Annotated in this window: 23 protein-coding genes; 11 read left to right on the top strand and 12 right to left on the bottom strand. The window is 56.9% G+C overall.

All coding sequences use genetic code 11. The features are described from left to right. Window positions 1-10 precede the first annotated feature (10 nt). Window positions 11-1,474 (bottom strand): PAS domain-containing sensor histidine kinase, encoded by a 1,464-nt coding sequence (locus ACLRGG_RS05505; protein WP_416248785.1) that lies wholly within the window; start codon window positions 1,472-1,474, stop codon window positions 11-13. Window positions 1,475-1,672: 198 nt separating this feature from the next. Further along, window positions 1,673-2,215 (bottom strand): RNA polymerase sigma factor, encoded by a 543-nt coding sequence (locus ACLRGG_RS05500; RefSeq protein WP_416248784.1) that lies wholly within the window; start codon window positions 2,213-2,215, stop codon window positions 1,673-1,675. A 297-nt stretch (window positions 2,216-2,512) separates the two neighbouring features. On the opposite strand from ACLRGG_RS05500, the gene sctW reads away from it, so the two are divergent. From sctW to sctU, 11 genes are read left to right on the top strand one after another with little or no spacing between them, the layout of a single operon-like run. After that, window positions 2,513-3,673, top strand: coding sequence for a type III secretion system gatekeeper subunit SctW (gene sctW, locus ACLRGG_RS05495; protein WP_416248783.1), 1,161 nt, complete (start codon window positions 2,513-2,515; stop codon window positions 3,671-3,673). 12 nt (window positions 3,674-3,685) lie between these two features. Next, complete coding sequence (gene sctV / locus ACLRGG_RS05490) at window positions 3,686-5,794, top strand: type III secretion system export apparatus subunit SctV (protein ID WP_416248782.1); 2,109 nt, start codon at window positions 3,686-3,688, stop codon at window positions 5,792-5,794. 10 nt (window positions 5,795-5,804) lie between these two features. Next, a complete protein-coding gene (locus ACLRGG_RS05485) occupies window positions 5,805-6,701 on the top strand; it encodes an FHA domain-containing protein (protein ID WP_416248781.1) in 897 nt (298 codons plus the stop codon). 20 nt (window positions 6,702-6,721) lie between these two features. Beyond that, on the top strand, window positions 6,722-8,068 hold the full coding sequence (sctN, locus tag ACLRGG_RS05480; RefSeq protein WP_416248811.1) for a type III secretion system ATPase SctN: 1,347 nt from the start codon (window positions 6,722-6,724) through the stop codon (window positions 8,066-8,068). Continuing rightward, window positions 8,052-8,513, top strand: coding sequence for a type III secretion protein (locus ACLRGG_RS05475; RefSeq protein ID WP_416248780.1), 462 nt, complete (start codon window positions 8,052-8,054; stop codon window positions 8,511-8,513). The genes sctN and ACLRGG_RS05475 overlap by 17 nt, the downstream gene beginning before the upstream one ends. After that, window positions 8,510-9,217, top strand: coding sequence for a type III secretion system HrpP C-terminal domain-containing protein (locus ACLRGG_RS05470; protein WP_416248779.1), 708 nt, complete (start codon window positions 8,510-8,512; stop codon window positions 9,215-9,217). Before ACLRGG_RS05475 ends, ACLRGG_RS05470 begins: the two co-directional genes overlap by 4 nt. Further along, window positions 9,214-10,260: a FliM/FliN family flagellar motor switch protein gene (locus ACLRGG_RS05465; RefSeq protein WP_416248778.1), complete on the top strand. Its 1,047-nt coding sequence runs from the start codon at window positions 9,214-9,216 to the stop codon at window positions 10,258-10,260. Before ACLRGG_RS05470 ends, ACLRGG_RS05465 begins: the two co-directional genes overlap by 4 nt. A 6-nt stretch (window positions 10,261-10,266) precedes the next feature. After that, entirely contained in the window at window positions 10,267-10,920 is a 654-nt protein-coding gene (sctR, locus tag ACLRGG_RS05460; protein ID WP_416248777.1) for a type III secretion system export apparatus subunit SctR, read from the top strand. Window positions 10,921-10,927: 7 nt separating this feature from the next. Continuing rightward, the gene (gene sctS, locus ACLRGG_RS05455) at window positions 10,928-11,188 is read left to right on the top strand and encodes a type III secretion system export apparatus subunit SctS (protein ID WP_067705464.1); all 261 of its coding nucleotides are present in this window, start codon (window positions 10,928-10,930) and stop codon (window positions 11,186-11,188) included. Window position 11,189: 1 nt separating this feature from the next. Beyond that, window positions 11,190-11,993 (top strand): type III secretion system export apparatus subunit SctT, encoded by an 804-nt coding sequence (sctT, locus tag ACLRGG_RS05450; RefSeq protein ID WP_416248776.1) that lies wholly within the window; start codon window positions 11,190-11,192, stop codon window positions 11,991-11,993. Further along, window positions 11,993-13,084, top strand: a complete 1,092-nt coding sequence (gene sctU, locus ACLRGG_RS05445; RefSeq protein WP_416248775.1) for a type III secretion system export apparatus subunit SctU — start codon at window positions 11,993-11,995, stop codon at window positions 13,082-13,084. The genes sctT and sctU overlap by 1 nt, the downstream gene beginning before the upstream one ends. 78 nt (window positions 13,085-13,162) lie before the next feature. On the opposite strand, the gene ACLRGG_RS05440 is transcribed toward sctU, so the two are convergent. From ACLRGG_RS05440 to ACLRGG_RS05395, 10 genes are all read right to left on the bottom strand, one after another. Then, window positions 13,163-13,486, bottom strand: a complete 324-nt coding sequence (locus ACLRGG_RS05440; RefSeq protein ID WP_416248774.1) for a hypothetical protein — start codon at window positions 13,484-13,486, stop codon at window positions 13,163-13,165. After that, window positions 13,483-13,668: an HrpT family type III secretion system protein gene (gene hrpT / locus ACLRGG_RS05435; protein ID WP_416248773.1), complete on the bottom strand. Its 186-nt coding sequence runs from the start codon at window positions 13,666-13,668 to the stop codon at window positions 13,483-13,485. Before hrpT ends, ACLRGG_RS05440 begins: the two co-directional genes overlap by 4 nt. A gap of 19 nt (window positions 13,669-13,687) precedes the next feature. Continuing rightward, window positions 13,688-15,796, bottom strand: coding sequence for a type III secretion system outer membrane ring subunit SctC (sctC, locus tag ACLRGG_RS05430; RefSeq protein ID WP_416248772.1), 2,109 nt, complete (start codon window positions 15,794-15,796; stop codon window positions 13,688-13,690). Window positions 15,797-15,809: 13 nt separating this feature from the next. Then, window positions 15,810-16,205 (bottom strand): type III secretion system chaperone family protein, encoded by a 396-nt coding sequence (locus ACLRGG_RS05425; protein WP_416248771.1) that lies wholly within the window; start codon window positions 16,203-16,205, stop codon window positions 15,810-15,812. Beyond that, a complete protein-coding gene (locus ACLRGG_RS05420) occupies window positions 16,192-16,419 on the bottom strand; it encodes an HrpF protein (protein WP_416248770.1) in 228 nt (75 codons plus the stop codon). Before ACLRGG_RS05420 ends, ACLRGG_RS05425 begins: the two co-directional genes overlap by 14 nt. Before the next feature lie 162 nt (window positions 16,420-16,581). Continuing rightward, the gene (sctL, locus tag ACLRGG_RS05415) at window positions 16,582-17,199 is read right to left on the bottom strand and encodes a type III secretion system stator protein SctL (RefSeq protein WP_416248769.1); all 618 of its coding nucleotides are present in this window, start codon (window positions 17,197-17,199) and stop codon (window positions 16,582-16,584) included. After that, window positions 17,165-17,773 (bottom strand): serine kinase, encoded by a 609-nt coding sequence (locus tag ACLRGG_RS05410; protein WP_416248768.1) that lies wholly within the window; start codon window positions 17,771-17,773, stop codon window positions 17,165-17,167. The genes sctL and ACLRGG_RS05410 overlap by 35 nt, the downstream gene beginning before the upstream one ends. Window positions 17,774-17,776: 3 nt before the next feature. Beyond that, window positions 17,777-18,559 carry a type III secretion system inner membrane ring lipoprotein SctJ gene (gene sctJ / locus ACLRGG_RS05405; protein WP_416248767.1) on the bottom strand — a complete coding sequence of 261 codons (783 nt, stop codon included), beginning with the start codon at window positions 18,557-18,559 and terminating at the stop codon, window positions 17,777-17,779. 7 nt (window positions 18,560-18,566) lie between these two features. Beyond that, window positions 18,567-18,938 (bottom strand): EscF/YscF/HrpA family type III secretion system needle major subunit, encoded by a 372-nt coding sequence (locus ACLRGG_RS05400; RefSeq protein ID WP_416248766.1) that lies wholly within the window; start codon window positions 18,936-18,938, stop codon window positions 18,567-18,569. An 82-nt stretch (window positions 18,939-19,020) separates the two neighbouring features. Further along, the gene (locus ACLRGG_RS05395; protein WP_416248765.1) at window positions 19,021-19,314 is read right to left on the bottom strand and encodes a hypothetical protein; all 294 of its coding nucleotides are present in this window, start codon (window positions 19,312-19,314) and stop codon (window positions 19,021-19,023) included. Window positions 19,315-19,432: the final 118 nt, after the last annotated feature.

The raw sequence follows: 19,432 nt of genomic DNA, 5'->3' as shown, positions 1-19,432 counted from the left end.
CAGCCGGCGATCACGGCTTTTTTGCCGACAGAGGGAGGGTCAATTCCAGCTGGGTGCCTTCACCGGGCTGGCTATTGATGGTGACCTGACCATCAAGCATATCCATCCGTTCCTGAATGCCCAGCAGGCCAAAAGCATCGCTACGCACGGATTGCATCTGGAAACCCCGACCATTATCGCGGATTTGAATAAGCAGCGCGTCGCGCGAGGCCTGCACAATAATGGATACCTTACTGGCCTGGGCATGTCGGGATATATTGGTCAGCGACTCCTGAACGACGCGAAATATTGTCGTTACCGCGCGATCGCACAGAGTCACCGGTTTCGTTTCCGGAACGATCAGCATGCAGCTACAGCCGCTGGTTTTTACAAACTCGTCGCGCAGCCACTCCAGCGCGGGCACCAGGCCCATGTTCAGCATATTTGGCCGCAGGCGTGTGGAGACATCGCGCACCACCTGAATTGTGCTGTCGATAAGCGTCATCAGATAGTCTACCTGCTGCGTCACCTGAGACGGGCTGCTGGCCTGCATGCCAATTAGCGACAGGCCAGCCCGCAGGCTGGTCAGGTGCTGACCCAGCTCATCATGAATTTCGCGTGCCAGATGTTTACGCTCATCCTCGGACTGCTGCTGTTGCTTACTGGCCAGCAGCCGCAGCTGATAGTGAGCTGCCCGTACTTCGTTTTCGACCTCGCGCAGGCGGCTGATGTCGCGACCCACGGCCAAAATTGAAACAATATCGCCCTTAAGATCGTATTCCGGCACGCAGCGAACGTGCAGGACCATTGAGCGTTTACCGTAGTGGGCTTCCAGCTCGGCCTCGCTCTTTTCTCCGCTGGCCAGCGTGTTCGACACCAGACGGAACAGGCGCATGCCCACTTCATCAAAGGGAATGGAATCCGTCAGACGCCACCCGCGCGCACGCTCTTCACTACAGCCGGTCAGCTCAAGCACCAGCGGGTTAGCATACTGACAGCGCATCTGGGTATCAAAACGCGCAATCAGATCCGGTGAGTTTTCCACCAGCGAGCGAAACTGCTGTTCCTGTTGCAGATAGCGCTCGGTCCGCTGCCTGAGTTCGCGAACGTCGCGTACCACGCAGAGGACCAGGTTTTGCCCCTGATGCTCATATACGCTGGAGCTGACCTCGACGGGAATAATTTCACCGTTTTTCATCCGATGTTGAGATGTAAAGCGAATACCCTCAGGACGCAAACTCAGTTTCCACCAGAGCGCGGCGACATCGGGATCCTGAAGTTCGCCCTCAACGTCGGAATAGCTTAAACGAATCAGCTCCTGATATTTATAACCTAACATCTCGCAGGCTTTATTATTGATATATACCAGCCTGGAGTCGTGGCCGACTAAATAAATCGCGTCATTCACTTTGTCAAGCGCAAAGTCGGGCAGGATTGCCCGCGCATTTAGCGAGCTTTTGCTCACATTGAGACTGAATATTTCAGATGAAAGCATGGCTCTCTCTGTATGACAGACAGGAAAGAAAGTTCAGGCATAACTATTACCACTCAGTTACATTAACTAAGATTCTACACCTGAGAGACTAATTACAACAAATATTTACTACAGTGACTACCTTAAATGATCTGAATATTGACCCAGCGCTAAATATAAAATTTTCCTCCACTATTTCCGCTAAAAAGTTCGCTTTAGTCAGCTTATTGTGCTTTTAAGCGTCTCACGCACGCGGGACAAGCGTGACTTCACCGTGCCAAGCGGGATATCAAGCGACGTGGCGACATCCTGGTAGCTGCCATTGCGCTCGACCAGGATCGTGAGCATTTCACGGGTATCAGCAGGGAGTTTATCAATGGAGGTAGCCATCAGGGTAAGCAGTTGATCATTAGCAATAATATCAACAGGGTCGCACTCCTGGATCAGTTCAATCACATTATCTTCATTCAGACTGTCGAACAGAAAACGATTCTGGTGCGTTTTATAGTAGTTGCGGATGAGGTTGGCAGCAATACCAAACAACCATGTCTCAGGGCGCGATGCGCCGAGAAACTTATGGCTGTTGCGCAGCACTTCCACACAGGTCATCTGGGCAATATCCTCAACGTCTTCGCGGTTTGATACGCGCTTGCGAATAAAGTTAATCAGCTTGCGATTCTGCTGGCAAAGAATGTCCTGCCATAAAACTGCCGCGGATGCTTCAGATGTATATGCCACTTCTGCTATTGAGGTCGTTAACATTGCATGACTCCTGAAATAGTTAAACGGGTTTTATTAGATATTGCAAGGAGTGTGCCAGACCGATAAATTTTGCTCAGAGCTTATTATTACTGCGCCGGGCTATTTGCTTAAGAATTATCTGAGACAAAAGTCTTACTTTCGGGGGAAATATCTGTGCCACAATTTTCACTAATAACGCGCGGGTAAAGTTTCCTCCGAAAAGAGTTATTTTTTTTGCAGGGGAGGGTTAACGCGGTTGGGAACTTATGGTCAGTTTCGGCCACGTAATGACATCCTGTTCATCACATTGAGTTTGCCATGATCAAAATTCAGTCCACTTTTCATTCTCAGCAGGCACTGTCTAAAATGCTGCTGAAACAGGATACCCCGTCCGCGGCTAAGAGTGCCGTGGACGGTGCGAATACGCAGACGCGAGCGGTGAATACCCGCTCGGCAGCGGATTCCCTGTCAGACTCGCTGGAAGAGATTGGTATGTTGTTCAGCGAGAAGATGGAGAAAAAGAGCAAAGGACTGGCGCGCCGTCAGATTAATACGGCCCACCTGCGCAGTAATCGTGGTGCCGTAGAGCGTATTGAGCGGCTGGGCGAGCTTTATCAAATGCTCGATGGTCAGCAGCAGGATCGGCTGGAGACGCGTTTGAGCGCGCTGAGCAGCGTGTTACGCGGCGAAGGGGAGCCGGAAGCCAGTGCGCTGGTCGACGCAGCGGAAGGGGATCCGGCCCGCTGCGATCTCCTGCTACGTATGACCCTGCGCGAGGCCGATCGTGCTGGTGACCATCAGACCGCCGCTGCCGCCAGCAGCGGGCTGGATAAGCTGCATGCCAGCTATGGAGAAGAGGTCAGAGCCGGTCTGAATACTGCGCCCGCCATCGCCAGCTTTACCACCGATCCCACCGAAAAGCAGTCGATGCGCAACCTTTACTACCGTGGCATTGTGAAACATCAGTCGGCCTCGGTGATCCTCGACAGCCTGCTGGAACGCTTTGGTCATGAGGCGTTTATGCCGGGGCTGCGTACCCTACAGCGGGCGCTGTCTGAAGATATTGCTTCGCTGACGCCCTCGCTCTCCTCCCGTTCGCTACACAAAATCCACACTGGCCTCAGCGAGGCCGGGCAGATAAGCCACGTACTCGCAGGCAGCGGTAAGCTCCTCGAACGGCTGCGCTCAGGAGGGAAAATTCCCTCTGCGGCGCTGGGTGCTATTGATTTGACCCGCAGCCTGCTTGGCTTTGCACATAATGGGCTGGAGGGGAGGGATATTAAAAAACTCGGTAGTGACTATGCGGGGACACATCCGGCTGCCCAAATGCTGTTCTTCAACGGCCTGCTGCCGCTAGTACACGAGATGCCAGTGATGCTGTGGCAGGACCGTAAAAAACGTTCGCCCGCGCTGAATATGCTGCGCGATGTGATCGCGGCTTTGGTGAATAAAGAGAATAACGCAGCGGCTAAAAGCTAGCAGGGGAAGGCGATGAACGGCATTTTTCTGATATTGAATCGCATTGCCCTGGCGGCGATGCAGCGTTCTGAAATCATTGGCGCCATGTTTGCGATGGCCATTGTTTTCATGCTGATTATCCCGCTGCCGCTGGGGCTGATCGATACCCTGATTGCCGTTAATATCTGTATTTCCTCCCTGCTGGTGGTGCTGGCCATGTACCTGCCCCGACCTCTGGCCTTCTCAAGTTTCCCGGCAGTGCTGCTGCTGACCACCATGTTCCGCCTGGCACTGTCGATTTCCACCACCCGGCAGATCCTGGTCCAGCAGGATGCGGGTCATATTGTGGCGGCGTTCGGGACCTTTGTGGTCGGCGGTAACCTGGCCGTGGGCATGGTGATGTTTTTAATCCTCACCGTGGTGAATTTTCTGGTTATTACCAAGGGGTCAGAGCGGGTGGCCGAAGTTGCTGCGCGCTTTACCCTGGATGCCATGCCGGGCAAGCAGATGTCCATCGACAGCGATTTGCGTGCCGGTCTGATTGACGTTGGCGCGGCCAAACGCCGCAGGATCGATCTGGCTAAGGAGAGCCAGCTGTTTGGCGCCATGGATGGGGCCATGAAATTTGTTAAAGGGGATGCGATAGCCGGGCTGGTCATTCTGTTTATCAACCTGATCGGCGGCTTCAGCATTGGCGTAATGCAGCTGGGTATGCCCGCGGGCGATGCCATGCAAACCTACTCCGTGCTGACCGTTGGTGACGGCCTGATCGCGCAGATCCCGGCGCTGCTGATTTCGCTGACCGCCGGGATGATCATCACGCGAGTCTCATCGGACAGCGACAATAGCGTGGATAACAATATTGGCCGCGAGATAGCCGAACAGCTGACCAGCCAGCCAAAGGCCTGGATCCTCTCCTCTATCGGCATGTTCGGTTTTGCGCTGTTGCCGGGTATGCCCACCGGCGTATTCGTGGTGCTGTCGGTACTGACGCTGGCGACCGGTAGCTTTCAGGTCTGGCGGGCGCGGCGCGAGCTGGTATCAAACCAGCCGCAGATGGAGAACGAGGTGGTGCCGCCCGAACTGAACGGTACCGAAGATCTGCGCCAGTTTAATCCTACCCGGCCTTATCTTCTGCAATTCCCCAGCGGTGCGCGCGGCTCGGCGGAGACGCTGGAGCTGGTGCAGGCTATTCGCCGGATGCGCAACAGCATTGTCTATAACTACGGCTTTACCCTGCCGGCGTTTGATATTGAGTTTCAGGATCAGCTGCCTGCCGATGAATTCCGCTATTCGGTGTATGAAATCCCCCGGGTGATCGGCACATTTCGCGTCCCTCTGCTGGCGGTGAGCCGCAAAGAACATGAGAGGCTGGCAGAGGAGGAGGGGGTGATCCCCGGCAGCGATGCCCGACGTGAGGGCGACCTGCTGTGGCTCCCGCCCGACCATCCACTGCTGCAGAGCGACGAACCAGCCCGTTGGGGCTTTCACGATCTGCTGATGAAGCGGATGGAGAATGCCATCCACGCCAGCGCACCGCATTTTATTGGACTTCAGGAGACGCGGGCGCTGATGGGCTGGCTGGAGACGGAGCAGCCAGAGCTGGCACAGGAGCTACAGCGCGTTATGCCCATCGCCCGTTTCTCTAACGTGCTGCAAAACCTGGTTTCTGAACGCATTCCGCTGCGCTCGGTGCGGGCAATTGCGGAGGCGCTGATTGAACACGGCCAGCACGAACGCGATATCAGCCTGCTTACTGACCTGGTTCGTATCTCACTGAAAGAGCACATCTGCTACCAGTACAGCCAGGAGGACGGCCTGCACGTCTGGCTGCTTACGCCGGAAATGGAGGAGCAGTTGCGTGACGCGCTGCGCCAGACCCAGAGCGAGGTCTTTTTCGCCCTGACGCAGGAGCAAAATATGGCGATCCTTGCCCAGATGCACAACGCCTTCGCGCCTGGCGGTGCTGCGTTTGCCGTGCTGCTGGTCGCTCAGGATCTGCGCAGTCCGCTACGCGGTCTGATTCAGGATGAATTTCATCAGGTGCCGGTACTCTCTTTCGCCGAGCTGCAATCAAATCTGTCGATTAATGTGGTGGGTCGCCTGGACCTGGACGATTCAGCCGAGTCCTTTGATGCTTAGGAGCTGAAAAATGTTTGAGCTACGCGTGTTAACAGGCCGTCACCAGGGGGCGGCACTTCCCGTCACCGGGGGAGAATGGATCCTGGGACAGAGTGAGGACGCCGGGCTGCAACTGACGGATGCGGGGGTGGCCGCACAACATGCGACGCTGATTTTTGCGGAGGAACGCTGGCTGCTGCAGGCAGTGGAAGGCAAAGTGCGTACCGCAGCCGGAGAGAATATCGACCTGCTGGATCCACTTCCTGTCGACCACCCGTTCGCGCTGGGTGAGGTCTGGCTCAGCCTGTCACCCGCAGACAGCCCGTGGGAAACCATGGCCGCGGCGCCTCAGCCGGTAGCGCCGCCGGTAGCACAACCTGCCCCCTCAGAGGCGCCCCCTGTACCGTCACCCACCTTCTCGCGCGGGGTTCAGGTACTCTCCATCAGCCTGATCCTGCTGCTGAGCTTTACCATTATTAGCTGGATCCTACAACCCACCGTGGCGCAAACCTCTACCAGCGGCTCTAACCGTAAGGTACTGGAGACGTTACAGGAGGTGCGCCCGCCGCTGGTGGCGATGCTGCGCGATCGGGGACTGACGCCCGGCGTTAAAATCGATATGGGCAAAGGCACGATGATTCTGAAGGGCGAGTTAAACAAAGAGCAGCTGCAGATCCTTGAAAGAATGCTGGTGCGCTTTGAGGCGCAGTACAACGTGGTGCCAAAGCTGGTCAATACCACCCGCCTGCGCAGTGCCAAACTGCCGTTCCGCATTGTGCAGATAACCACCGGCAAACGGGCGAACGTGGTGACCGACGCCGGTCAACGCCTGTTTATTGGTGACCAGGTGAAAGATCTGCGTCTGGTAGCCATTACCTCCAGTGAAGTTGAATTTGCCGGCAGTGAACATATCAAGGTGAACTGGTGAGGCTGGAGGTCAATGAGCTAATTCGCGGCTGGACGCAGCGACACCAGCAGCGGCTGGCAAACTTTGCGCCCGTCAGCGTCTTTGGCCGCATTACGGGCATTAGCGGCATTTTGCTTGAAAGCAGCCTGCCCGGCGCGCGGATTGGCGACCTGTGCCGCATCGAGGGCAAAAATAACCGCCGCGTACTGGCCGAAGTGGTAGGTTTTAATCCACAGCACACTCTGCTTTCCGCGCTGGGCCAGCTGGATGGCATTGCTCAGGGCGCAAGAGTGACGCCGCTCTATCAGCCCCACAGTATTCGCGTCTCAGCGCAGCTGTTAGGCAGCGTGCTGGATGGTTTTGGTCGTGCCGTTGAGCAGGGCGGCATCAGCGCCTTTGCCGAGCCGGAAGAGGGCTACCGTGAAGGCATCAAACCCGTACTGGGGGATGCGCCTCCGCCCACCGAACGCCCCCGCATTGATACGCCGCTGCCGACCGGTATGCGGGCCATTGATGGCCTGCTGACGCTGGGCGTCGGCCAGCGCGTGGGAATTTTCGCCGGCGCAGGCTGTGGTAAAACCACGCTGCTGGCTGAGCTGGCGCGCAATACGCCCTGCGATGTGATTGTTTTTGGCCTGATTGGCGAACGCGGTCGCGAACTGCGCGAGTTTCTTGACCACGAGCTGGACAGCGAACTGCGCAGCCGCACCGTGCTGCTGTGCGCCACCTCAGACCGCAGCAGCATGGAGCGTGCAAGGGCGGCCTTTACCGCCACCGCCATTGCGGAAGCCTTTCGTGATGAGGGCAAAAGTGTGTTGCTGATCCTCGATTCCCTGACGCGATTTGCCCGCGCCCAGCGAGAGATCGGTCTGGCGCTGGGCGAGCCGCCCGGTCGCGGCGGCCTGCCGCCCTCGGTCTATACCCTGCTGCCAACGCTGCTTGAGCGCGCCGGACAAACCGCCACCGGTGCAATTACTGCCCTTTATTCGGTGCTGATCGAACAGGACTCGATGAACGATCCGGTGGCTGACGAGGTGCGATCGCTGATTGACGGGCATATCGTGCTCACCCGTAAGCTGGCGGAGCGTGGCCACTATCCTGCCATTGACGTGCTGGCCAGCCTGAGTCGAACCATGAGCAGCGTGGTGGCGCGGCAGCAGGTGAGCGAGGCGACCGACGTCCGTCGTCTGATGGCCGCCTGGCAGCAGGTAGAAATGCTGATCCGTCTCGGCGAGTACCAGCCGGGTAACGACAGCCTGACCGATGCGGCAGTGCAGGCTCAGGATGCGATAAACGGTTATCTCCAGCAGTCGATGCGCGATCCCTCCAGCTTCGATCTCACCTGTTCTCAACTTGCCGAGGTAAGCCGTCATGCACCGCCGCGCTAATCCCGAACCCGAACTGACCGCCGATCCCTCGGCGGTCGAGCTACAGCGTACCCTTAACCTGCTGCTGCCCATCCGACGACAGCGGCTGAGCCGCAGCGAGCGTCAGCAGCGTGAGCAGGAGAGGGCGCTTCGTAGCCTGGTCGAAAAAAAGGCCGAGGCCGACGAACGGCTGGCCGGGCGGCGGCAGGATTACCAGCAGGTACGTCGGGCATTTGACGGACAGAACTGCGGCGTACGTCAGGAAAAATTCCGGCTGGAGCGTGCCATACAGCAGGAGCAGCAGGCCGCCGACCGGGTTGATAAAGAACAGATGAAACTTCACCAGCTGGCGCAGCAGCACGGCGAGCAGCAGGTAAAAGTGGAGCAGGCACAGCAGGAGACACGACGTCGCCTGCGGGAAGTAGAAAAGCTGGAATATTTGCTACAGCAGGAGAGATTTGCATGATCCGTACTCTTTCAGAATCGGCCATTGCGCATCAGCTTCGTCAGGCCGCTGAGCGCCAGGCGCAACAGCAGCGTGAAAATCAGCGTCGTGCGCAGGCTCATCCGATATTACCGGGAAGACCCGCGCGGCCCGATCCGCGATCCGCGCGATTGCCGGAGCCAGCCCCCGGGCAGCAGCGTGGCGCCCCATCGCCATCCAGCCGTAGCCAGGAGCGTACCGCATCCGGTCGGCCTGCGTCGCGTAGCGAGGTGAAGCGGCCATCAGAGGAAGAGGACGATCTGTTTAGCGCCCTGCTGGAAAAGGGTGACGATGTGATGATGCCTTTACTGACGCTTAACGGGGGCGGTTCGGACCCGCAGCAGACGTTTACCCCGACGGGGGAGACGGCGACGCCGTCTGCTCCGCCTGCGATGGCCCTGTGGCAGGAGATTGAACCGGCACTGGCTTCGTCGCTGACCGGGATCCCGCCGGGTGAGATGATGCTGACCCTGATGCTGCCGAAGCTTGGCAACGTTGACGCGCAGATAGCCTCGCTGCCGGGTGGCGGCTGGGATATTGCGCTGCGGCTGGAGTCCGGTGCCTGGCGGGCGCTGCTGCCTCATCAGGAACGGTGTCGCCTGTCACTTCGCCAGCGCATGGCCTGCCGTATTCGCCTGCGCATCGAGCGTCGCCAGCCTGATAACGATCGGACGCTTGAGGCATGACGGCCCTGTCATTACGGCAGGTCTCTGCCCAACATGCCCGTCTGCGGCAGCGCATCGGTGCGGGCTGTTCATGGCCTTTTACGCTGGCAGGCCAGCCTGGCACACTGCGGCTTACGCTGGCGAACGGGCCTTACCCTGAAGGGATGAGCCACTGGGTCTGTGACGCAGGTTCGCTACAGTTTTCCGACGCGGAGGCGGTCTGCTCGCTGATGTCCACCTGTCCGCTGTTTGCCCTTGAGCCGGAAGCGCCCGAGCAGGCCTGGTACTGGCCGTGGTGGCAGCAGCAACTTTCTGCCGAACTTCTTGCGCTGTTCGGCCACTTATCCCTTACGCAGTCTGTTGCCGGACCCGCTGACATGCTGCTGATGTTGACGCTGGTGCGAGGTGAACAGCAGGCTGAAAGCCTGCTGGCGCTCAGCACCGCGAGCCTGGAACAACTTATTAATAAAACCGGATGGCAGCAGGACGCGCAACCTTTACCGGATTGCATGATGCTTAGCCTGCCGATTACCGTCGGCGAATTAGTGCTGTCGCCTGCCGGGCTACACTCCCTGCGCTGCGGGGATGTATTGCTGCCTGAGACGCTCCACTTCACCCCAGAGGGGCGGGGAACGATTCGCAGCGCTGGCTGGCAGTTGCAGGGCGAATTGCAGCAGCAGCCCGGCACGATGGCCCATTTTTATCTTACCGAGATGGAGAGAAGTAACGTGACCCTTACCCATGACGAGTATGAGCAAGAGAATCTCAACCCACCGGACCCCAGTTGGGACGCCGAACCGACCAGCGGGGCAACTGACTTTGCCCCTCTGCCCCTCGCTCTGTCGGTTCGCTGCGGCCAGCTGAAACTGACGCTGGGTGAACTGACTCGTCTCAGTCCCGGCGCGATGGTGATGATTGATAACGTGAAGCCCGGCGAGGCGCTGCTCTGCCACGGCGACTATCCGCTGGCCAGAGGGGAACTGGTCGACGTAGAGGGCAGGCTGGGCCTGCAAATCACCCACCTGCTGCCCGCCAGCAAAGACCCTCTGTCCGGGAGCGCTTGATAATCAATGGATTCACTTTCGCTCAACCCGATGACGCTTGCCCTGTTTCTTGGGGCACTGTCGCTGATCCCGATTCTGATGATTGTCTGCACCTGTTTTTTAAAAATATCTATGGTGCTGATGCTCACCCGCAACGCGATGGGGGTCCAGCAGGTGCCGCCAAACATGGCTATCTATGGCATTGCGCTGGCGGCTTCGCTGTTTGTGATGGCGCCGGTATTTAATGAGATGAGTCAGCGGGTTAAGGCGCTGCCGATTGATACGCAGTCGAGCGAACGGCTGGATTATACGGTGAGCAACGGCGTGGAGCCGTTAAAGCGATTTATGGTAAAGAACACCGATGCCGACATTCTGACGCATCTGCAGGAAAATGCGCAGCGCATGTGGCCAAAAGAGATGGCACAAAGCGTACAGCACGACAGCCCGCTGTTGCTGATCCCCTCCTTTGTGCTGTCGGAACTACAGAACGGCTTCAAGATTGGCTTTCTGATCTATATCCCCTTTATCGTCGTCGATCTGATTGTTTCCAACGTCCTGCTAGCGCTGGGGATGCAGATGGTGTCACCCATGACCATCTCCCTGCCGCTGAAGATCCTGCTGTTCGTGCTGGTAAGTGGCTGGACACGGCTGCTTGACGGCCTGTTCTATAGCTATATGTGAGGAACAGATGGATATTCTAACGCTGTTTCGTCAGGCGATGCTGCTGGTGGTGGTGCTCTCCGCGCCACCGCTGATTGTGGCAGTCATTGTTGGCGTGATCGTCTCGCTGCTCCAGGCCGTGATGCAGCTTCAGGATCAGACGCTGCCCTTCGCCATCAAACTGGTGGCGGTGGGGCTGGCGCTGGCGCTGAGCGGGCGATGGATTGGTATTCAGCTGATTGAGCTGACGCAGAACGCGTTCGCCATGATGCCCTACGTGAAGTACTGATATGTGGAATAGCGTCCTCTATGATGGCTACCACTTTATTATTGCGGTCACGCTCGCCATGGCCCGCATATTCCCCTGCCTGCTGCTGTCGCCGGTTTTCTCGTTTAATGTCATCAAGGGGGGCCTGCGATCGGCTATCGTGCTGGCACTGGCGCTGTTCCCTTCGCCGATGATCCAACAGCAGCTGGCGTTGGCGGATCCCTCCCTGTTCGTGCTGGCCGCGCTGGCGCTAAAAGAGATAGCGATCGGCGTGGTGATTGGCCTGCTGATGGCGATGCCGTTCTGGCTGTTTGAATCGGTCGGCGCGCTGTTTGATAACCAGCGCGGCGCGTTAATGGGCGGGCAGCTTAATCCGCAGCTTGGCCCGGATGCCACACCGCTGGGGGTACTGATGCAACAGTCGGTTATCCTGCTGCTGGTGCTGGGTTTAGGACTGTCAACGCTGACGCAAATAATCTGGGACAGCTACCGGCTGTGGCCTGCGATGCAGTGGCTGCCCTTTCCCGGTGAAGCGGGTTTCAAGGTGTATCAGACGCTGCTGGCGGGCGTGTTTACCCACATCGTTCTCTACGCGGGACCGCTGGTGGCCCTGCTGCTGCTGGTTGATTTTAGCATTGGTATCCTCAGTATCTACAGCCCTCAGCTCCAGGCGACGGTGCTGGCCATGCCGGCAAAATGCCTGCTGGGGATGCTGTTTTTCGTGCTTTATCTGCCGATCCTTAACTACGTTGCAGGCGAGCGCCTGTTCGAGCTCAAAGATCTCATTCCCCAGATGAGCCAGATTTTGCGCGGGGTGACGCGGTAATGGCCGAAAAAACCGAAAATGCAACGCCGCAAAAGCTCAAGGAGTCGCGTAAAAAGGGTCAGGTCGGCCAGACGCCGGATATCCCCAAACTGCTGATCTGCATCGGCGTTATGGAGACGATTTTTGCGCTGGTACAGGGTGGCATGGCGCGGCTGGAGTCGATGATTATGCTGCCTCTTGCCCGGCTGAACGATCCTTTCGGCCATGCGATGGAGGAGGTGGCTACCGACGGGTTGATGGTGCTGCTCTATTTCTGCGGCATTGTCTGCGCGCTGATTTTCCTGCTGCGTATTATTGGCGGCTGGATCCAGTTTGGCCCGCTGTTCGCGACCGAGGCCATTAAGCCTAAATTTGACGCCATCAATCCGGTGGGTCAGCTAAAGAATATGTTTTCTGCCAAAAAATTCACCTCGCTGCTTACCAGCGTGTTGAAATCAGTGGCTATCGGCGTGGTGTTCTACCTGGCGATCGAACCCGATCTCGGCCCACTGGCGCAGCTGGCTTACAGTGATGACCTCAACGGCTTCTGGCAGTCTGTTCTGGCGCTGTTTATGAAAATTGTCCGGGAAACCCTGGCCCTGTTGCTGGTGATGAGCTCGCTGGATTTCGGCCTGCAAAAGTACTTTTTTCTTAAGCAGCAGCGCATGAGTCATGAGGATATCCGCAACGAGTTTAAGCAGAGCGAAGGCGACCCGCACATGAAGGGGCACCGGAAATCCATGTCGCAGCAGATCCTTAATGAAGCGCCGAAGCCAGCACGCCGGGAGGTGGCGGTGGAAGAGGCGGACATGGTGTTAATCAATCCGACGCATTTCGCGGTCGGTCTCTATTATCGCCCCGGTGAAACTCCCTTGCCGCGGCTGCTCTATAAAGCAGAGGGCTACGAGGCGCAGGATATTATCGCTTACGCACAGCAGCGAAATATGCCGGTTATCCGTTTTGTCTGGCTGACCCGTACGCTGTTCCGCACGGTTAAAGAGGGTGAATACATTCCTCGCGAAACGCTTAAGGCCGTAGCGCAGGTTTACCGGCTGCTGAGGGAGCTGGAGGATCAGGAGCTTGATGAAGTGCTGGAGATGAATGACGTTTAATTATCTCACTGCGTATTGTTGTCCATGGCGGGTGCAGCCAGGATACGCAACAACCTGACCGGTATGGCGCGCAGCCCGTTAACGTACATCCCCCAGCGCACAAAGTGTGGTAATGAGATCGTGCGGATCATCATCGTCAGTGGGGAAACAGATCAGGCTTAGGGCACCATCGGCATCCATACTGATATAGCATCCCTCATAGCGGTCTGAATGCTGGAAGCGCCAGGTTAACACCTGACGTACGAGGTCGTCACGGCGTGAACCCGGCAGGATACGTAGCGTCAGCACGGGCGCGGGCAGGGGGGCAAAGATTAACGCGTTCCCGGGCTGTAATGCCCAGCAGCAGGCTTCACCTTGCTGCCAGGCACGCATAAAGGCCGCTATGCCCTCAACCTGCATCATTCATTTACCGATGCCTGAGAGTAATCGAATGGCCCGTTGCGCATATCCGGCTGCCACCAGATGGTCATGGCATGATCGTCAGAGACCGGCCTGCAGGACACATCGTTACAGCCAGCAAATTTCGGGTGGGCGCAGGCCGATAATAAAGTGACCAGCGCCAGAATTCCCAGCGGCTTTTTCATATTTTTCTCTCCCTCTCTTTTACCGCGACAGTAAGCGATCCGATGAACGGACCGGCACGGAGACGGCAGGCATAGAGCCGTCGCTGGATTTGAGCAGTGATACCCGGGCCGGTCGGGCGGGTATCTGTGTATCATAGGCGACATACACCTCGGTCGACTCACCCGGTTTCAGCTTACTGTGTGGCCAGGCCGACACGGCAAGCGTCCGATCGCTGCGGCAGGACGACTCATCGAAACGCGCCTCCGCGCTGCTGCTGTTGGTTAATACGCCGACGGCAATCTGCATTGAGCTATTGCCGTACCACTGATGACGTGCGCTGCTGCGGAAGGTTAGCGGAATATTACACAGCGAACCCAGCGTCAGGCCGGTTTGATTAGCCTGTAAGCCGCCGGGCAGACGGTCTTCAGCCAGATCCTGCATCGCGCTCTCAATAGTGTGTTTCATATCGCCAAACTGATGACGGCGATTGATATCCCGTAGCGTATCATTCACCTGATCGCGGTTTTCCGCGTCCACATAGCGTGAAGGATCCACCTGGTCACCAATCAGATGCGGCGTAATAATAAACAGTCGCTCACGCTGAGAGGTGGTGTGGTTATTCGAAGTGAACAGTTTGCCGATAAAGGGGATCCGTCCTAAAATCGGTATCCGCTGCTCATCATCTCCGCTCTGCCGGGTATGAAAGCCGCCCATCACCAGCGAACGCTTTTCCTGTACCAGCGCCTGCGTGCTGATGACGCCATTTTCCGTCCCCTGGGCGCTGCCGTCCTGATTTTTGTCCAGTCGGCCATCCTCAACGTCCACCACCAGCTGTACCGCCGCTTTACCGGGATTGTTGCCAATGGAGCGAGGCGTAACGCGCAGGCTGGTCCCGGCGGTCACTTCGCGGATATCCGCTACCCGTTCACCAATCGCGGTGATAAATGCGGTGTTGCTAAAATCAATGACCGCAGGCTGATTTTCCAGCGTCAGAACCGAAGGGTTAGCAATAATCGATGCGGTGCCTTCCCCTTCCAGTGCCTGAATATCCGCGTAGAAGCGGTTAAAATCGGTGACGAACAGGGTGCTCGAACCATTAAGCATGTTTGACCCACCGGCCACGTTGCCGGCCTGTCCTCCCCAGCTGGAGGAGAGACGCGCCAGTTCGTTACGATCGATATCGACAATGACCGCGTCAATCTCAACCAGCTTTTGTGGCACATCAATCATCTTCACCAGGGCGGCATACTCGCTGTGCAGCTTTTTATTGTCGCGCACCAGCAGGGTGTTATTCCGCACGTCGGCGGAGACTTTGCCCTGCAGTTCTTTACCCTGGCTTTGGTCCTGCGCGTTGCTGCGGCCCAGGCGGGTATTGCGTCCAATCATCTGCTCCATAATCCCGCGGCTTTGCTCCTGCATGGCCTGATAAGGATCGCTCCCGCCGCGTCCATCCTGCGAGGTGGTGGTACCGCTGGCCGTTCCACCGCGGTTTTGCCCAAGGAGTTCATTTAGCATGGTGGCCACGCCGGGCACCACCAGCGTCTGATCGCGAAATTTAATGGTACGGTCAGCCACGTCGGCATACTTCAGCGGGAATGCCATCATCTGTTTATCTTCGCTGGTTTCAGGCTCGGATTTTTTACTGAACTCGGCAATCATCTCGACATATTTCGGCGGACCGGTGACCAGTACCACGCCCTCGTCGGGCAGCTCGCCCCAGCCAAAGCGGGATTCAAGCAGGCCTACGCCCTCCAGCGCCTGTTTCAGGTCCGGCGCGGCATCGGGGCTTATTTTAAGACGACGTGAGGTTTGCTCAGACTGCGGGCTGACGTAGAGCGTATTGTTATAGACAAACCACTGGAAGCGATACTCGAGCGCCAGCCGGTTCAGAAATGCCTCGGCGTTATCGGAACGCAGGCGTGCGGTAACAAAGGTATCCGGCAGGCCGGTCACGTTGGCATCCACGCCATGACTGCTGGCGAAATCCTGGAGTATCACGCTGAGCGGCGTATTGTCGGCAGAGTAGGCGTAGGCCCCCTCTTTCCATTCGTCGGGCGTACTGGCATAGCTGTGTGTTACGGATAAGCCGAGCGCCAGCGTTAACAGTAACGGGCGAAACGGCAAAAAAGTCGTCAGCGGTCGGGGCACGCTTCTCTCCTTATTATACGGGCATTGCAGTGCGCTGCCGCGTTAACAGACTCAGCAGGGTTTCCTGCCAGACTTCACACTGGTTACAAAGGCTTTCCAGCAGGATGACGGCATCTTCGGTACGATCGTTTTTAAGACGGACAAGTAAATTCAGTGACGCATTCTGTGGGTTAAGGCACAAGGCTGCCGTGCGTTCGCCAAAATGTTCGAGCGCGGGGCGGGTAAGCCGAAGTGCCATGTCAAGGACCTGCTGATTAACCTCAAGAGCCAGGGGGATCTCTGCAAGATAAAACCAGCCACCGGAACGGCGCTGTAGCCTGACCGACATATCATCAATCCACAGCGCCAGTTCACCGTTCGTCTGTTCAAAACGGTGTTCAATCAGTGCCGCAACATCAGTTGATGGCATCAATAATTGCCTTACGGATGCCGTGCTTGTACTGGGTATACTGTGAACTGGCCCAGTTAGCATTGGAGAGATCCTGCATTTCATTCTGAAAGGCATACATGTCGGCGGCATTAAAGGGCTGGTCCTGACTCTCCTGGGCATACTGGTACATATCCTTTTGCGCGTGAACCACCTGACTGGTTAAGCGGCGCTGGATCGGGTCATTACTGCTCATGATCGAGGTCTCCTGTAAGGGTGCCTGGATTATGTGGCGCGTTACGGCTCAGGGTTCCGCTGAGGCGAAAAAATAGTGGCAGGCTACCAGGGGCAGGAGAGGATGCCTGGGTAACAGGTAACAGGTAACAGGTAACAGGTAACAGGTATCAGGTATCAGGTATCAGGTATCAGATATCAGGGCCGAGCAGATTTGCGCCCAGCTCAGGTGAAGTTCGCCCTGCGGCGTGGTGAGGATCATGCTGTCCGCTGCCAGCGAGCCGTCGCTGCTAACCTGCCATTCAAGCTGGGGACGGGCCGCCAGCCAGCGTTCAACCGCCGGGTGTTGTTCACTGGCGCACAGCAGGGTGGCGGGAGCGGGACGTCCCTGTGCTTTCAGTAGCTGTTGCAACAGGGCCTGGACGTGCTCTGATGGGGGAAGTTCGGCGATCAGCTGCGCCAGCGCCTGACTGAGCAGGGCTTCCGCATTGGGCAACAGGTTTGCCTGCCACTGCGCCTGCTGCTGCTGCCATTCAGCGAAAAATTGTTCAGCCTGATGCAGAAAATCCTGCTGCTGCTGAGCGAGTTGTTCAGCCAGCACTTGTTCGTGCTGCTCACGCATCTGTCTCTTGAGCCGATCCGCCTGATGACTGGCGTCGTTAAGCCGCTGCTGCGCCTGTTGCTCAGCGGCCGCAAGGATCGACAGCGCCTGCTGATGCTCAGCAATAGCCTCCCGGGTGAGGATGCCACCCGATAACAGCCGTGGGTCACTCAGTAAGGGGATTTTCTTGCGGATCCACATGTATCATCTTCTCCGGTTGCTGGCTTTGCCAGATGACGGCATCCCACAGGGCGGCCAGCCGGGACTCAGGCAGGTCAGGCACAGGATACTCGCTGACCTGTTTGACCCATTCCCGCGGAAACCGCAGTCGCAGCCGGGGCCAGCAGGCGGGCGACAGCGTATGCAGTAACAGCAGGCTACCGGTGGTATAAGGATAAAAACACGCCTCATCCAGCCAGCTCTCACAGCGGAGTGCCTTAGTCAGGCGTCTGCACCAGATACGGTTAGCGGCGCTGAGTTCATCAGGGGCGCGGTGCGGTGCGCAAACGCCCGCCAGCAGCGTCAGGAGACGCCCCCAGCAGGCATCGGGCAGGCTTACCAGCGTGAGTAGCCGCGCCTGAGGGGCCGGAGGCAGGGCAGGGCGGATATCAAATCCGGCGGCGACCGCCAGGGGATGCTGCCATGCCAGTGCCTGCTGCTGCTCGGCAGGCAGCGCAAAGAAGCCGTTAATATGCCAGCTCTCATCCGCCTGCTGCCAGTATCCCTGATGCCACCACTGCAGCCAGCGCTCTGCCTGCTGTTCGCTCGCCTCCATCTGCTATTTCTCCCCTGCGGCGGCAGCATTTTTCGCTTTACCGAGCCTGAGCTTTCTGCCAGGTCTGAACAGCGTCAGGCCGACGGCTGCCAGCACTACAATGGCCAGCAGTGAAAAGATCCACTTGACGGTCGAATAGCTTGCCGGTGAGAGCTGGAAAGGCCCCATCTGCACCACCTCAATGCGATCTTCATAGGTTTGTGCCGGGACAAAGACAATCGCGAGGTCTTTATCGCTTTTTCCGGCCAGCCCCGGAATACTGGTGGCGACCATCTGACGAATTCGCGGCTCAATGCTGTCGGGATCGAGATTGTTGTGATACTTGATAAATACCGAGGCGGAAGCCGGCTGGACAGGCTCGCCGGGTGCCAGGCGCTCAGGCAGAACGACGTGTACGCGGGCAACAACAACGCCATCAATCTGTGCCAGGGTGGATTCCACTTCCTGAGAAAGCGCATAGATATAGCGGGCGCGTTCTTCCATCGGGCTGGAAATCACCCCGCTTTTCTGAAACACCTCACCCAGGTTGGTTCGCGCCTTGCGCGGCAGCCCGGCAGAGTCCAGGATCTTTACGCTGCGTTCAATATTCTCTGCATCTACCGCGACGGAGATGCCCGATTTTTCAATCAGCTTTTGCGCGGCAATCTGATGCTGATTCAGCTCGGCAATAATGTCATTTGCGTCATTTTCTGCCAGCCCGCTAAACAGCACGGTTTTATCGCCGCAGCCCGCAAGCAGCAGCACCAGCGCCAGGCACGCCAGCCATTTCAGCAAAAGTGTTTTCATTACGTCGCTACTGTAGGTTGGTCAGTTTATCGATGCTTTGTACGCCTTTGGCGACAATTTTCGCGTTCATTAAATTTTCAATATAATAATTCGACAGAGCGGAATTTGCCTGGCTAAATTCCATTAAATTGGATGAGCGTGATGCTTTCTGTAAATCCTGAAAGGTCTCTTTTCTTTGTCGCTCGCTATTACTAAAGGAGCTGGCAAGGCCATTCATAAAATGCGTCACGCCGCTGGGCGCGGAAACTTTTTCAACCTGAGGTTCTTCTTTCAGCTGAGCGGAAAAAAAATCAACGTCAGTTTGTTCAGGCTGCGGCAGAAGGGACTTGTCATTAAGTTCAGTATGGCCTGGCCCTGATGGCAATTGTGATATTTTCATGGCGAATGGCTCGTCGTTGAAGGGTAAAACAGTCCGGTGAAGGTGGCACAGGCATCAAAGATGCCCATGCCAGAGGGTATGACTAATACTGGATTTTAACCTGGGAAGCCGCAGAACCGGCCTGGGCTGCGCTGTCCGCAATACCTTTGATCTTACTATTCTGTGCATCAAGCCTGGCTTTATCAACGGAGTCCTGCTGCATCTGTCCCTGGATCGCCTGCATCTGGGACATAAAACCGTTGCCATCCGTTGAGCTTTGGAGTTTGGTTGCGGATGAGCCCAGTTCAGTATTCAACTGGCTGCCATCACTTGAACCTTTGCCTAATAAGTCTGAGATCAGGCTAGTAGCGCCACCACCAACTTTGAGACCTGCCATAATTTAACTCCTGATTTAAAATGGATAGGGATAATTAACATCAGCGTCTTCACTTGTTAAGTGGGCGTGCGACGTGATGGGTTCCAAATTAATTTTAATTTTTTCTGCAAAGAGTTAA

Source organism: Erwinia sp. PPS120, from assembly GCF_047918655.1.
Taxonomy (GTDB): domain Bacteria; phylum Pseudomonadota; class Gammaproteobacteria; order Enterobacterales; family Enterobacteriaceae; genus Erwinia; species Erwinia tasmaniensis_A.
Note: the sequence above shows the minus strand (reverse complement) of the source record. Positions and strands in the feature narration are given on the sequence as shown.